We start from the raw sequence: 13774 nt of genomic DNA on the forward strand, positions 1-13774 counted from the left end.
AGGAGGCCGGGCCGGAAACGCGAAAGGGCCACGCCCAATAGGCGAGACCGCTTCGTGTTGCTGAGGCCGGGGCACTACGTGTCGCGGTCGACACGGCGACGCTGGGTCGCGGCGGCTCACTGCCGGTGCGCAACGCCGGCCCGACTGCTACGCGGTACCGCTCATGCGCCGGCCGCTGAAGCCAATGGCCGGGAGTGTGAAGAGCTGCCCGGCACACAATGCGGGCGCCCGCGGCGGACGTGACACATGGTCCGGCCGGTGTTCTCCGGAGCTCAGAGCACTGGCGAACACCGGCCGGCGTGTTTGGCGGGGGCCGGCTACATGGGGTCCATGCCCTGGTTGCCGCCGCGGCTCTCCTGCTCGCTCTGCTCCTGCAGTCGGCGGGCCTGGTCCGTCAGCCGTTTACGCTCCTTCGGGTCCGAGGTGCGCGCGGCCTCGTCCTTCATCTCCTGCGCCTTGGCACGCATCTGCTGGGCACGGCCGGATTCACCTGCAACGCTCATGATCACTCCTGGATCTGTCGGGAAGAGCGGGCCTCATCAGCGAAACAGCGCCCTGGCACCCACGCATCTCGAACAGTCACCCACCGCTATCCCCACAGCTCAAGCCCGTCCTGCTCGCGTGCCGGGACGTGTGGGCCGTTGCATTTTGTGCCGGCGTCTCCCGACCAAACCCTCGGCAGGTGGATCATTCGGTCGCGGTCCGGCCGCCATCGCCGTGGACTGGAAGGCATGAGCGAGGACAGGATGTCGCGACATCCGGCTGTGACTGCGGTGGTGAGTACCACCGGAGTGCAGACGTGAAGGGGCACCTCTTCCCGCCACTGCCGTACCGCTGCCCGAGCGGCAGCAGTTGGGTTCACACGAACCTCCATAGCCGCTTGAACACCGAGCGTATTTCTACTCCAGTAGCTTTCACCTGGTGCAGTAGCTTGCCAACGCCGCCTGGAATCACCAGCTGCCGCGCAGCAGAGCAACCGGAGGGTCACAATGCCCCGAGAGGCGCCGTACCTTGCAGTAGCCGACGCGCTGCGCGCACGGATTCTCGCGGGAGAGTGGGAGATCGGGGAGCGCCTGCCGTCCCGGGCGCAGCTCGCCGAGGAGTACGGGGTCGGGCGCAACGTCACGCAGAGGGCCATGGACCGTTTGATCATCAAGGGCCTCCTCGAAGGACGCGCGGGCTCGGGCACCTACGTCCGCACGCCGCGCGAGCGCCTGCGGATGGTCCGCTCGCGGCAACGCGAACGCCGGGACGGCTCCCCCTCCCTCGCCGGTATGAAGGAGCGGGGCAAGGCCGGCGCCTGGGATTCGCACAGCCAGACACGGGTCCCCGCTCCCGAGGCAATCGCCGAGCGGCTCGCCATCAGTCCTGGCGACCTCTGCGTCAACACGCACTACGAGTTCCTCGCCGACGGGCAACCCGTCCAGCTCTCCGAATCCTGGGAGCCGATGGCCATCACGGACGGAACGCCGATCGTACTGCCCGAGGCGGGTCCCCTCGCGGGAAAGGGGGTGGTTGAGCGCATGCGCTCCATCGGCGTGGACATCGAGACCGTGGTCGAGTTGCCGCGCCCGGCTCGTGCCACCCAGGCACAGGCGAACCTGCTGGGGATCAGCGTCGGGGACCTGGTGCTCCAGATCGAGCGGACCATCTACGACACCGACGGACGTCCGGTGGAAACCGCCGACATCGTCATTCCGGACGTGCGCCGGGAAGTGGCCTACGAGTTCGTGGTCGACCAGCCGTAGCCGTTGAAGCCAATAGAGCCGCATTTAAAATCCGACAGTAGGTAACTCGAATGCCAATACCCTCCCGACTCGGAATCCTGCGCGATCCGGACTTCGGGCGGCTGTTTGCCGCCACCGCGCTCGGTCAGCTGGGTGATCGCATTATTTTTCTCGCGTTGCCTCTGGTTGCGATCGTGGCATTGAATGCCGACGAGTTCCAGGTTGGATTGCTGGCCGCGATGACCACGGCGGGCTCACTCCTGGTCGGTCTGCCGGCAGGTGCGTGGGTGGACCGTATGCGGAAACGATCAGTCATGATCAGCACTGATCTCGCGAGGGCGGTGGCCCTCTTGACGATACCGGTGGCGTGGTGGTCGGAGCTTCTGACGATCTGGTGGCTCTACGCGGTCGCGTTGGTTCATGGAGTGCTGACAGTCTTCTTCGACGTCGCGTACGTGAGCTATCTGCCGCACCTGGTGGGACGCAGCAATCTCGTTGAAGGAAACTCAAAGCTCTCGGCGATACGCTCGGTGACCAGTATCAGTGGACCAGGGATGGCAGGGCCGCTCGTCGGCTGGCTCGGAGCCCCTGTAACGCTTTTGGTGAGTTCGGTCGGGATGGCGATGTCGGGTCTGCTCGCGACCGGTATCCGCAAACGCGAACAGAAGCCGGAGTCGAGTGAGCACCCTCAACTGTTTCGAGAAATAAAAGAGGGGTTGAAGTTTGCTCTCAAGCATCCTGTCCTGCGTGCAATCATCCTGGGGGATGCGATATTCAACCTCTTCCTGGTCATGTATCAAACCATGTTGCTGGTCTTCTTGGAGAGGGAGATGAACCTCGACTCCTTCGGTATCGGCCTCATTCTGTCGGGAATGGGCTGCGGCGCCCTGCTGGGCGCGCTGTCGGCAACCAGGGTCTCGAAGCGGGTCGGGCAGGGTCCGGTCATCTGGCTCGCACCACTCGTCACCTGTCCGCTGACAGCCCTGATGCCGTTGGCGCATCCGGGTTGGAGCGTGCATGTGGCTGCGCTCGGACTCGCGTCCCTTTCCCTGGGCGGAGTCATCCGCTTTGTGGCTCAATCAAGCTTCCAGCAGACCCTCACACCAGATCGGATCTTGGGCCGGATGAGCGCGACAGCCCGGTTCGTGTCCTGGGGCGGTATTCCGCTCGGCGGGCTTTTGGGGGGAGCTTCGGGCGCTGTGTTCGGAGCAAAAGCTACATTGTGGATCGGTGCCGTCGGCATGACGTCGAGCATCATCCCGTACTTCCTGTCACCGCTTCGAAGCATGCGCGAATTGCCCAAGGGAGAAGATCCCGAACTCGTGGGTTGAGGCTTGCAACGGCTGGCACCATGAGGTGGATCGGCCTTGATGGCCATGTCCGGCAGCGGAGCCGAGCGTTCGGTCCGGTGTGGGGACGTCGCCGTGGATCGTGGAACGAACCGGCCGTGCACCTCGGTCGGACCCGCTGACCAACGACGGGCATCCTCCGGCCTCGCATTCCACCCCATGGAAAGCCCAACGAGTATTCTCACAAAGACAGTTGCATTACTTCGGCAGTACTGCTTGGCGTGGGTCGTCGTGGTGCGCCACCTCGTGCGGGAAAGGGGAGGGAGCGGATGGGTCACTGGATCTGCCACGATCGGCGGCGAGCCGTGGTGTGATGGCGCCGTGAGCCGCGCTGCAGAAGAGACCAACCGCCGCATGCTTCGGGCACGCGATGCGATGGACCGCGCCTACGCGCAGCCGCTGGACGTCCCGGCCCTGGCCCGGATCGCCCATGTGTCCCAGGCGCACTTCACGCGCACCTTCCGGGCCACGTTCGGTGAGACGCCACACCGCTATTTGCAGCGCCGCCGTGTCGAGCGTGCGATGTTCCTGTTGCGGGAGACCGACCGGAGTGTGACGGACATCTGCTTCCAAGTCGGCTTCGGCAGCCCGGGAACCTTCAGCCGCACATTCCGCGATATCGTCGGCCGGTCACCGAGGACGTACCGCAAGGAAGCGGCGGCCACGAGCGTACCGACGTGCTTCACGATGGCGTGGATGCGGCCGAGCGCCTGAGCGTCCGCACTGCCCGTCCATTGAGCAGTTTTGGATAAGTTTTCGTCCGGCTCGCCCGGTAGCGTGATGCGCATGTTCAACGCCATCACGCACTCGCAGGTATATGTCCTCGACCAGGACGAGGCCCTTGATTTCTACGTCGGAAAGCTTGGTCTGGAGGTCAACGCCGACATCGATCTGGGCTTCATGCGCTGGCTGACCGTCAGCGTCCCGGGTCACCCGGAGCGCCAGATCCTGCTGGAGAGGCCGGGCGCCCCGGCGATGTCCGAGGAGACGGCGCAGCAGGTCCGCGAGCTGGTGACCAAGGGAGTGATGGGCGGCTCGCTCATCTTCAGCACGGACGACTGCCGCAAGACGTACGAGACGCTGGTGGGCCGGGGCGTCGAGTTCACCGAGGAGCCCACCGATCGTCCGTACGGAACCGACTGTGGTCTTCGCGACCCCTTCGGCAACAGCATCCGCTTCACCCAGCCGAGGGCATGAGGCGTGTCCGATCAACCCGTCGGCCGACAGACGTCGGCAGACGGGGAACCGGGCCGCGGTGAGCCCTGTTCCGAGGAGTGCGCCGACAACGGTGCCCAGGTTGAAGCATCCGTGGAGCACCGGCAGGACGGGGCGGCCGGTGAGACTCTCGATGGCGGCGCCCTCGACGTCGAAAGCCACCTCGGCCGGCCTCATGCCGAAGCCGAACAGGGCCGACCCGCACAGAGCACCCCGGCCGTCAGCGGCAGGCCCGTGGCCCCGGCGACGACGAGGAGGCCGGCGACGACCAGGGCGGCTCCGGTGCCAATGACCGTCCTGCCTCCGTAGCGGCGCACGAGACTTCCGGAGACCGTGACCCCGCCCATGGGGCCATGGACAGCCTGAACGGCACCGGACCATGGCCCCGATGGACACCTCCGGTCCGTCCCGGACGGCAGGGGCGCATGCCACCCACGAGGCCATGCCCGTACCAGCGGTCAGCATGAACAGGAACAGCGCAGCACGTCAACGGTGAGTAGCAGCATCCACGGCAGCAAATCCTCAGCGGACGAAACGAGAAGCAGTGCGTACGAACGTACACTCTGAGTGTACGATCGTACGCATGCCTGACTGCTTCGAGGGAGACTCCCGTACCAACCACGAGCGGATGCTCGCCGGAGACCTCTACATCGCCGACGACCCCGACATCGCGACGTCCCAGCAACGGGCCGTGCGCCTGGCCGCCCGGTACCAGGCCGCGTACGCGGAGGACACCGAAGCGGCGCGACCCGTCCTCGCGGAGCTCATCGGTGATCTCGGCGCCGGTGCCCACATCAGACCGCCGCTGTTCGTCGACTACGGCACGCACATCACCGTTGGTCGGGACACCTTCATCAACTACAACCTCACCGCCCTGGACGTGGCTCCCATCACCATCGGCCGGGACTGCCAGATCGGCCCCAGCGTGCAGCTGCTCACCCCGACCCACCCCGTGGAACCGCAGCCGCGCCGTGACAAGCTGGAGGCCGCCAAGCCGATCACGATCGGCGACAACGTCTGGCTCGGAGGCGGAGCAATCGTCCTGGCGGGGGTGAGCATCGGTGACAACAGCGTCATCGGTGCCGGAGCCGTCGTCACCAAGGACATTCCCGCCAACGTGGTCGCTGTGGGCAACCCGGCCCGCGTGATCCGTTCGATCTAGCGCAAGGAAGCACCGTGGCAACCGGACGGACCGACCCCGAGCGGCGGGAAAACATCATTACCAGCGCGCTCGACCTGATCGCGGAAGAGGGAGTCGCAGGCACCTCGCACCGCAAGGTCGCTGCCCGCGCCGGAGTGCCTCTTGGGTCGATGACCTACCACTTCGCTGACATGGACGAGCTGCTGCGCGAGGCGTTCATCCGCTTCACCAGCAGCATCGTCGCCGTATTCGAGGAGCGACTCGGAGCCGCCACCACACCCGGCCAGGCACGGGAAGCGGTCGCGGACCTCATCCACCACCTGTCCACCGGCAACCAGCGTGAACTCGTCCTCACCCACGAGCTGTACACCCTCGCGGCACGCAAGCCCACCTACCGGGAACTGACCCGGGAATGGATGCGTCGCAGCCGCCGCGCCCTGGAACGGCACTTCGACCCGGCAACGGCCCGTCAGCTCGACGCCCTCATCGAAGGACTGTCCATTCACCGTGCCCTCGACACCGAACCCCACGAACGCGCCCTCACTCTCGAGGCCATCATCCGTATCACCAGCACAGGCAGCGGCCCCGGCGCACAGACAGCCGCGCTGCCGGACGCCTGACCACCCTGCCCCTGCGACGCCTGACCGGCAGCACACCTGACCACGGTGCCGGCGCTCCTCGCCGCCCCAAAACACTGGCTGACCTCCTCGCCCGCACAACGGAGCAGACACATGAGCAACCAGAACACCATTGGCTGGGACGACGCGACCTGGCTCAACCCTCCCCTGGACGCCATCAGCGACAGCACCGGGCTGCTGGTCACCACCCGGAACCACAGTGACTTCTGGCGCACCACCAGCTATGGCTTCATTCGGGACGACGGGCACGCACTGCTGACAGCCCTGCCGGACACCAGCGCCATCGAAGTGACCTTCGTCGCCGACTTCGACACCCTCTACGACCAGGCCGGACTCATGGTCCGTGTGGACGAGCAGACGTGGATCAAGGCCGGCGTGGAAATGACGGACGGCGTCCCACACCTCGGCGCCGTCGTCACCCGCGGCCACTCCGACTGGTCCCTGGCCCCCGTGCCTGACTGGAACGGGCATCACATCACCGTCCGGGCCAGCCGAGACGGCGACGCCGTGACGATCCGGGCCCGCCGCGACAACGACCCTTGGCGCATGGTCCGGCTCGCCCCGCTCTCACCCGAGGCAGCAGCATCAGCCGGCCCCTTCTGCTGCTCGCCACAGCGAGAGGGCCTGAAAGTGCGGTTCACCGGCTTCTGTCAGGGGCCGGCCGACGCATCACTCCACGAGCCGACTGAATCGTAGATCAGGGGGTCGACACGACCCTGGCGCCAGAAGGGCCTCCGGCTCGGAGCAAGCCCGTTCCTGCCGCGCGACTTTCATGCGCGCGCGGGCAGGGCCCGGATTGCTTCGTGACTGTCGGCGGAAATTCTGAACTCAGGATCGCTGATGACTCATTGCTCTCTGGTGATGGGCGGTCTCGCCATGTAGTGTCACCGGCAGATGTCGTGGTTCGCAGTACCTGCCCGCGCTCCGGCGCGGGCACTTTGCTGTGCAGTGCCTGAGAACCAGGGCGATCACCTCCGGGTCCGCGCGGTGCGGATCCGACTATCGACTGAGAGGCACCGGCATGGCCAGCGGAACCGTCAAGTGGTTCAACTCGGAAAAGGGCTTCGGCTTCATCGCTCAGGACGGCGGCGGCCCCGACGTCTTCGCGCACTACTCCAACATCAACTCCACCGGCTTCCGTGAGCTCCAGGAAGGCCAGGCCGTCACCTTCGACATCACCCAGGGCCAGAAGGGCCCGCAGGCGGAGAACATCACCGCCGCCTGATCCGGCGACAGGCACCGCCAGGCCCCCGGAGCATCCACTCCGGGGGCCTGGCACATCCCGATCGGCCCAATCGGACGGGCCCCGGGCCGCGGCGTGCAGACCGTCGGCAGGACTCTGGGCACAGAAGGCCCGGGACCCGCAGCCGCTCCATGCCGCCCTGCTCAGTCGCACGCTGAGCGCACAGGCGCCAGTCGCCAATCCTCGGCGTCATGCTGGTCCGCGCCCCGGCGAGCCAAGCCGTTGGTCAGAGAACACCCCTTTGGACAATCCGGAGGCACGGAGCGCAGATGGCTTCTAGGATCACGAGCAGGGTGGGGCTGTAGCGCAGCGGTCGTCGCGCCTTCACGGCATGTAGGAAGACGCCGGTTCGAATCCGGTCGGCCCCACCCGACGCTTCATGGCCCAACCCGCGTCTGCCCTCATGCAGTCGGGTGTCTGAGTCTGGGGCTGGTCGTTGTCACGTAGCGCCGGGCGCTTCGCTGGTTCTCCTCGTTGAGGAGGACGGCGAAGGACCGGCTTTCTCTGCGCGGGACATCGTCGGTGTCGATGATGCGGATCTCGTTGAAGAACGCCTGGTCGAGGAGGCGCCGGACGGGGTCGGGAGCTTGCTGGCAGTCGGCCGGGAGGTCGAGGCATTCGTTGAGTTCAGTTTGTGCTTCGGCGCAGTTCGCGGTCGCGACGTCGAGCCGACCGCCGGAGCGGCGTGGGGGAGGCCGGCACGAGTACGGCGGGGCCGAGCGGCGGTCGCCCACCTTGAGTCATTTCCGCGCCCCACGGGCCGCCGATCGCCTGTCGTTCATCAGTCCTCGATTCTGTCCGTCGGTCGCTTGCCGTGTGCCGGTCAACCTGAGTGCGTGTCGTGGTGGAGCCGCGGGCGGGCGCCGCGCGCGACGCCTCGGCCGCTTCGCGCCGCGTACTGCGCGAAGCGGCCCTTCACGTGCAGGGGGCAGCCGTACCGCTGCCACGTCGCGAGTGCCCATGAACTGCCTGCGGATACGGGGGAATCCCAGGCTCCCCGATGTCGTGCTCGCAAAACGATGGTGCGGTGGCATGTGCGCGACGCACCGCACGCGTCAGCTGTCCTGGGCGGCGTTGAGCAGGTCGAGGGCGCTGCGTCGGCAGCCGTTGCCCGTCACCGTGAAGGAACCGGCCCAGTGCGGGCCGTACCGGGCCGGCGAATTCCGGTTGGTCGGAGTCCGTGCGCGCGGTCCGCAGACAGCGCGCTGATGGCATGTCTCAAGAGCCCCGCGTGACCCAACAGCCATGAACGGGACGCTGAACACTTCCGGGCGGCTGCGTGAAGTCGCTCAGGACCGACCGGTAACCGAACAGCGGATCATTAACGTCCGCTTTATGAAACACATATGCAGAGCAGCCGGGCTCGCCCTCGCGCTGCTGTTTCTCGTGCTGGGCATCGGCGCTCAGGCCGCGTCCGCGCATGTCACGCGCGAGCATGCGGAACTCGTGGTCGCGCCCGGTGACAACGTCACCAGCGGCCGCCTCATCGTGCACAACGCCGTCGTGGCTCCCGAGCAGGCCGGTGCCTGGGCGGCCGGGCTGCTCTCGGCCCCCTGCCCGGCCACCGGCTCGGGCGTGCCCGGCGACAACGGCGGCGTGCCCGGCGGTGTCGTCATCGAGCTGGCGTGGAGCTGCCACGTCGACGCGCTCGACCTGAGCCCGCTCATAGACAAGGGCGGACTCACCCAGGTCGTCGTCGAGTTCGACGGCACGACGGTCGACGCCTCTGCAGCCACCCCGCTCGTCGACGTCCGCGGCGCGCACGCCCAGCCGTCGATTCCCTGGCTCACCGTCACACTCGTCACGGCCGCCGGTGTCGTACTGCTGCTCGTCGTCCGCCGACTGCCGTTCCTCGTCCGCGGACTGGGTCGTACCCGGCGGCGCTGGCAGCTGGCGACCGCCGGAGCCGTCGCACTGTCCTTCCTCGCGCCCCAGGCAGCCTTCGCCGACGACAGCGCGGATCCGGTCGACACCGTCACCGTCGAGGGCACCGTCTTCAAGGACCGCAATGGCAACGGCGAGCGGGACAAGGGCGAGCAGCCCATGCCCGGCATCGACATCAGCGACGGCGCCGTGTGGACCACGACCGGTGCGGACGGCTCGTACAGCCTGCAGATCGACCCGAAGCGGCGCGAGACCGACCTCGTCAGCATCGTCTCGCCCGACGGATACACGCCGGCGCTGCGCAAGGACTACATCCCGCAGTTCTTCCACAAGGTCCCCGAGACCGGCGGCAGGGACGTCGACTTCGCGCTCGTACCCGATCGCAACGCCTCGAACCCCACCGAGAAGTGGGTCATGAACTCCGACTCCGAAGTCGGCAACCGCACCGACGACGAGGCCCGCCGCGCGCTGCCCCAGTGGACCGGCCAGGTTCAGGCGATGTCCGAGGTCGACAGCGCGACGATGCAGATCGCGACCGGTGACCTCACCGTCACGGACTACGCCGACGAGCCGCGCCGCCAGGGCGCGTACGACCTGTTCAGCAAGGGCCTCGAGGAGGGGCGGCTCGGGCACCCCTTCTATCCGGTGATGGGCAACCATGACTTCGGCGGCACGGCGACCTCCCAGGGATACGCCGGCAGCATGGAGTACTACCGCCGCAATCTCGCCCCCGAGTGGTACAGCTTCGACCGCAACGGACGCCACATCGTCGTCCTCGAGGACAACTACGACGCGAGCGGGCTGAAGCCGCAGCTGGAGTGGCTGCGCCGGGACCTCGACCGGCACGCGGTCGGCAAGCAGGTGTTCGTCTTCGCCCACCGCTCCCTGTTCACCCAGTGGGGCCCGGGCGCCGGAATGCAGCCGACGATCGACGAACTCGCCAAGTACGACGTACGGATGGTCGCTGCCGGTCACAACCAGCAGGCCGAGTTCCGGCGCGGCGCCTTCAAACGGTCCGTCGAGATCAACAACCAGGGCACGTACGGCATCGACGGTGCCCACCCCGACTACAAGGTGCTCGATTTCAGCGCGATCACGGACGATCCGCGCACGCCCCGCAACGAGGACACCGGCCATGTGACCGGCATCCACCGGCAGTTCGAGATCGACGACGACGCAGCGCTGGTCAGCCCCGCGCAGGGCAGCGTGCACGGCGCCAAGGCCGCAGTGCCCGTCGAGGTGTACGCGGAGGACGACGGCCGCACGCCCGCCAAGGCGGTGCTGACCGTCCGCAACGGCCGAGGGCACCTGGTGAAGCGTCAGGACGTGCGCTTCGACAAGGGGGCGTCCCGCCCCGGCATCGAGAACTGCTATACACCGCCCGGCGGCACGCCGGAGCCCTGCCCCGACGCACGCGGCGCCTGGACGCGGGCGAGCGGCACACTGCACGGGCTGCGGCCCGGCACGTACACCGCCGAGTCGGTCGCGTACGACACCCGGGGCAAGCAGTTCCCCGCCGTGAAGAACACCTTCGAGATCGTGCGCGACTCCGAGCTCGCGAAGCCCAGGACCGGGCAGGACTGGCTGCGGCAGGGCGGCGACGAGGCCGGGCGGTCCGCGAGCGGCGACGAGCCCGGCGCGAAGCTCGACCTCAAGTGGGCCCGCCACACCGGCGAGCAGTTCAACCTCAACGGCTCCGTGGTCGCGGACGGCAAGCTCATCGTCTCGTCCCGCGCCTTCGACTCGCCGTACAGCATGATGCTCGCGTACGACATCGCCTCCGGGCGCGAGCTGTGGCGTACGTACCTGGACGGCGACGCCGAGTCGGCGCCGACGCTCCACGGCGGCAAGGTCTATCTGACCACCGGCGTCGGCCGCATCTACGCACTCGACGCGGCGAGCGGTCGCATCGTCTGGCAGTCGATCGACCGGGAGGAGACCCACGGGGACACTGTGCGGCGCTACGGTCGCGCGGGCGGACCGGTCAGCGTCTTCGCGCTGGCGGGCGCGGAGCGGCGTTCGGTCGCCGTCTACCAGGACGCCTACACGGTCCGCTGCCGGGACGCCGCGACGGGAGGGATGCTGCCAGGCGGCTTCGGCGCCGCGTTCTCCTGGGGACAGGCACACAGCACGGTGATCCGCGAGCCCGGCTCCAACACCGCCTACCTGCAATCCATGTCGAGCAACACGGTCATCGCCATGGACCTCGCGACCTGCACCCAGCTGTGGGTGAAGGATACCGCGGGCGACATCGACAGCCACTCCTCGCCCGTTCTGACCGACCCGGCCACGGGCGAGGCGAAGCTGGTGACGTTCACGGCGTACGGCGTCCGCGGGCACGACCCGAAGACGGGCGCGGTGACCTGGGAGTCCAAGCTGGGCGGCGGCAGCACCTGTGAGCCGGGGCGTGCTCCGCTCACCAGTCCGGCCGTGTGGGGCGACATCGCCTACGTCGCGGGCCGGGACGGTGTCGTACGCGCCTATGACACGAGCGCGACCGATCCGTCGAAGCCGGTGTGGGAGGCCAAGTCCGGCTATCTGGCTGGGGAGAGCCCGCTGGACGACAAGTGGCGGGTCGCCATGGGCTGTTCGGCCGGAGCCGGTTCGCCGACGATGCACCCGCTGGCGACGAAGTCCCATGTGTACGTCGGGACGTGGGACGGTCGTCTGCTCGTCCTGGACCGGGCAAGGGGAACGCAGGTCGCCTCGTACAACCTCGGCGCGGGAGTGGCCTCGGCCCTCTCCGTGAGCGGTGACTGGGTCTTCGCCCTCACGGACGACGGCACAGTCCACGCTCTCGCCGCACGCCGGAAGTAGAGGGGAAGCACCATCGTGCGATCACCTCGCAACGGGGTGCTGCTCCTGCTGGCCGCCGTCCTCGCGCTGCTCCTGGGCAGCGCGGGGACGGCGCAGGCGCACCCCTTCGGAACCCCTCCCGTCGTGAAGATCGAGGCGGCGGGCACCGCCGTCGACGCGACCTGGTCCGCGCAGCGGGACGACATCGCCGTCCTGAAGAACGAGTCCGGCGGTGACGAGGCGGGCTATCTGCGCTCGCACATCGTCGTACGCCAGGACGACCGCCCGTGCCGTGTGGACCGGGCGGACGGCGTGAAGCTCCACTTCGTCTGCCCGCGGCCGGTGGACCGCATCGAACTGACGGTTACGGCGCTGACGGACGTCGACCCGGCGTACCGGACACTGTCGGTGACGGGAACGGGCTCCGGCGGGCTGCACACGGCGCAGGAGCCGACGCGGACGCTGACCCTGAAACCGGTGGCCGCGGGGACCGCCGTGGCCTCACCGGCCGCTTCGGGGTGGGGGGCCTGGACAACCGACCTGACCTCACTGCTGGACCACGGCGTGGCCCTCCCACTGGCTCTGCTCGTGGCCGCGGCCGTGGGTGCGCTCCACGCCTGCGCGCCGGGGCACGGGAAGTCGCTGGCTGCCGGGTATCTGGTGGGCGGCAGGGGCAGGCCGCGCGACGCGGTGTGGCTGGGCGGGATTGTCGCCGTGATGCACACGTTCTCGGTCGCCGCCCTGGCGGTCGGCTGGTGGCTGGCGGCGAGCAGCACGCCGGACATCGCGGCGCTGACGGGGTGGCTCCAGCTGATCGCGTCTCTGGTGGTGGCCGGGGTGGGGGTGAGCCTGCTGTGGAGGCATCTGCGCCACCGAAGGCACCACCAACCCCACCCCCATCACCGGCCTGATCACGAGCACGGGCATGGCCACAGGCATGACCACGGGCACGATCACGGGCACAGCCATCACATTCCGGATGCCCCGTCCCTCCTCACCTGGCGAGGCCTCGTGCTACTCGGCGCGTCGGGCGGCCTGCTGCCCTCGCCGTCCGCCTTCCTCGTCCTGCTCACCGGCCTGCTGACCGGCAGGGTCGGCATCGCTCTCGCGATGGTCGTCGCCTTCGGCCTCGGCATGGCGCTGACGCTCACCGGCGTCGGCCTGATCGTGCTGCGCGGCCGGGACGCGCTGTTGGACCGTGTCTCCCGCTCCCGGACGCTGCAGACGTGGACGCCGAGGGTTCCACTGCTCGCGGCCTCGGCTGTGGTGGCCGGAGGGACGGTGGCCTCGGCGGTTGCCGCAGGCCACATCCTCGCTCCGTGATGTCCGTGGCCCTGTGGGTTCCATGACGGCCGCGTACGGCCTTCAACGTCCTGCAGCACTCAGGGGCGCGCGCCCGGGTATCCGGAAATGTCGCTGTTGAGGGTCTGGCCGGGACGTTCCCTTCGGGCGAGGTCATGCTGGGCTCGAAGGGAGTGGAAGCGGTAGCGATCTTCAGTCGACGCTGACCCATGGTCCGCTGGTCGTCCAGGCGTTCCGGGCCCGGCGCCGCCGGCGGCCAAACGCTTCCACCCACACCGGCTCAGCCCTCAACATCCCGCGCATACAGAGAAAATGCCCAGATCGCGACCTTGCGCAACACGCTTCAGGGCCGCCTCTCCGGTCTGCTCACCGCTCCTGTCACCATCGCCGGTGCCCTCACGTTCTGCTCGCTGCGGCGTCGCTCGCGGCAAGCATCCTGGCGGCAGGATCTGAGATCCGAGGACCGGCTCTCGCCTGTG

Annotated in this window: 13 protein-coding genes, 1 tRNA gene and 1 pseudogene; 12 read left to right on the forward strand and 3 right to left on the reverse strand. The window is 68.0% G+C overall.

The annotated features are described in order from the left end of the window. Positions 1 to 317 precede the first annotated feature (317 nt). Positions 318 to 503 (reverse strand): DUF6381 family protein, encoded by a 186-nt coding sequence (locus tag IEZ15_RS31820; protein WP_189280447.1) that lies wholly within the window; start codon positions 501 to 503, stop codon positions 318 to 320. Positions 504 to 989: 486 nt separating this feature from the next. Between IEZ15_RS31820 and IEZ15_RS31825 the strand changes: the two genes are divergently transcribed. From IEZ15_RS31825 to IEZ15_RS31840, 4 genes are all read left to right on the forward strand, one after another. Next, entirely contained in the window at positions 990 to 1748 is a 759-nt protein-coding gene (locus tag IEZ15_RS31825) for a GntR family transcriptional regulator (protein ID WP_114242673.1), read from the forward strand. Between the two features lie 50 nt (positions 1749 to 1798). Continuing rightward, positions 1799 to 3058 (forward strand): MFS transporter, encoded by a 1260-nt coding sequence (locus IEZ15_RS31830; protein ID WP_189280448.1) that lies wholly within the window; start codon positions 1799 to 1801, stop codon positions 3056 to 3058. A gap of 339 nt (positions 3059 to 3397) precedes the next feature. Beyond that, positions 3398 to 3790, forward strand: a complete 393-nt coding sequence (locus IEZ15_RS31835) for a helix-turn-helix domain-containing protein (protein ID WP_189280449.1) — start codon at positions 3398 to 3400, stop codon at positions 3788 to 3790. A gap of 72 nt (positions 3791 to 3862) precedes the next feature. Further along, a complete protein-coding gene (locus IEZ15_RS31840) occupies positions 3863 to 4273 on the forward strand; it encodes a VOC family protein (protein ID WP_189280450.1) in 411 nt (136 codons plus the stop codon). A gap of 191 nt (positions 4274 to 4464) precedes the next feature. On the opposite strand, the gene IEZ15_RS47285 is transcribed toward IEZ15_RS31840, so the two are convergent. Continuing rightward, positions 4465 to 4638, reverse strand: a complete 174-nt coding sequence (locus IEZ15_RS47285; RefSeq protein WP_189280451.1) for a hypothetical protein — start codon at positions 4636 to 4638, stop codon at positions 4465 to 4467. Between the two features lie 236 nt (positions 4639 to 4874). On the opposite strand from IEZ15_RS47285, the gene IEZ15_RS31850 reads away from it, so the two are divergent. The 5 genes from IEZ15_RS31850 (at position 4875) to IEZ15_RS31870 (ending at position 7681) form a co-directional block, all read left to right on the forward strand. Beyond that, a complete protein-coding gene (locus IEZ15_RS31850) occupies positions 4875 to 5453 on the forward strand; it encodes a sugar O-acetyltransferase (protein WP_189280452.1) in 579 nt (192 codons plus the stop codon). A 14-nt stretch (positions 5454 to 5467) separates the two neighbouring features. Then, positions 5468 to 6052 (forward strand): TetR/AcrR family transcriptional regulator, encoded by a 585-nt coding sequence (locus tag IEZ15_RS31855; protein ID WP_189280453.1) that lies wholly within the window; start codon positions 5468 to 5470, stop codon positions 6050 to 6052. Positions 6053 to 6163: 111 nt separating this feature from the next. Next, positions 6164 to 6766: a DUF1349 domain-containing protein gene (locus IEZ15_RS31860; protein ID WP_114242665.1), complete on the forward strand. Its 603-nt coding sequence runs from the start codon at positions 6164 to 6166 to the stop codon at positions 6764 to 6766. Positions 6767 to 7091: 325 nt separating this feature from the next. Then, entirely contained in the window at positions 7092 to 7295 is a 204-nt protein-coding gene (locus IEZ15_RS31865; protein ID WP_015613078.1) for a cold-shock protein, read from the forward strand. A 313-nt stretch (positions 7296 to 7608) separates the two neighbouring features. Next, positions 7609 to 7681: transfer RNA gene (locus IEZ15_RS31870), tRNA-Ala, on the forward strand. A 33-nt stretch (positions 7682 to 7714) separates the two neighbouring features. On the opposite strand, the gene IEZ15_RS31875 is transcribed toward IEZ15_RS31870, so the two are convergent. Then, a complete protein-coding gene (locus IEZ15_RS31875) occupies positions 7715 to 8047 on the reverse strand; it encodes a hypothetical protein (protein WP_189280454.1) in 333 nt (110 codons plus the stop codon). A gap of 601 nt (positions 8048 to 8648) precedes the next feature. On the opposite strand from IEZ15_RS31875, the gene IEZ15_RS31880 reads away from it, so the two are divergent. The 3 genes and pseudogenes from IEZ15_RS31880 to IEZ15_RS47290 all read left to right on the forward strand — a co-directional run. Continuing rightward, the gene (locus IEZ15_RS31880) at positions 8649 to 12014 is read left to right on the forward strand and encodes an outer membrane protein assembly factor BamB family protein (RefSeq protein WP_229846225.1); all 3366 of its coding nucleotides are present in this window, start codon (positions 8649 to 8651) and stop codon (positions 12012 to 12014) included. 15 nt (positions 12015 to 12029) lie between these two features. After that, positions 12030 to 13316, forward strand: coding sequence for a hypothetical protein (locus IEZ15_RS31885; RefSeq protein WP_229846226.1), 1287 nt, complete (start codon positions 12030 to 12032; stop codon positions 13314 to 13316). 92 nt (positions 13317 to 13408) lie between these two features. Next, positions 13409 to 13536: pseudogene (locus IEZ15_RS47290) on the forward strand (gfo/Idh/MocA family oxidoreductase); the annotation flags it as partial. Between the last annotated feature and the right edge of the window lie 238 nt (positions 13537 to 13774).

The sequence above is a fragment of the Streptomyces atratus genome (genome assembly GCF_014648655.1).
Classification (GTDB): Bacteria; Actinomycetota; Actinomycetes; order Streptomycetales; family Streptomycetaceae; genus Streptomyces; species Streptomyces atratus.

What these genes read in the sequence shown, in the direction of transcription:
- IEZ15_RS31820 (WP_189280447.1), bottom strand. Translation starts at nt 503, where the DNA reads ATGAGCGTTGCAGGTGAATCCGGCCGTGCCCAGCAGATGCGTGCCAAG.
- IEZ15_RS31825 (WP_114242673.1), top strand. Translation starts at nt 990, where the DNA reads ATGCCCCGAGAGGCGCCGTACCTTGCAGTAGCCGACGCGCTGCGCGCA.
- IEZ15_RS31830 (WP_189280448.1), top strand. Translation starts at nt 1,799, where the DNA reads ATGCCAATACCCTCCCGACTCGGAATCCTGCGCGATCCGGACTTCGGG.
- IEZ15_RS31840 (WP_189280450.1), top strand. Translation starts at nt 3,863, where the DNA reads ATGTTCAACGCCATCACGCACTCGCAGGTATATGTCCTCGACCAGGAC.
- IEZ15_RS47285 (WP_189280451.1), bottom strand. Translation starts at nt 4,638, where the DNA reads ATGGGCGGGGTCACGGTCTCCGGAAGTCTCGTGCGCCGCTACGGAGGC.
- IEZ15_RS31850 (WP_189280452.1), top strand. Translation starts at nt 4,875, where the DNA reads ATGCCTGACTGCTTCGAGGGAGACTCCCGTACCAACCACGAGCGGATG.
- IEZ15_RS31860 (WP_114242665.1), top strand. Translation starts at nt 6,164, where the DNA reads ATGAGCAACCAGAACACCATTGGCTGGGACGACGCGACCTGGCTCAAC.
- IEZ15_RS31865 (WP_015613078.1), top strand. Translation starts at nt 7,092, where the DNA reads ATGGCCAGCGGAACCGTCAAGTGGTTCAACTCGGAAAAGGGCTTCGGC.
- IEZ15_RS31880 (WP_229846225.1), top strand. Translation starts at nt 8,649, where the DNA reads ATGAAACACATATGCAGAGCAGCCGGGCTCGCCCTCGCGCTGCTGTTT.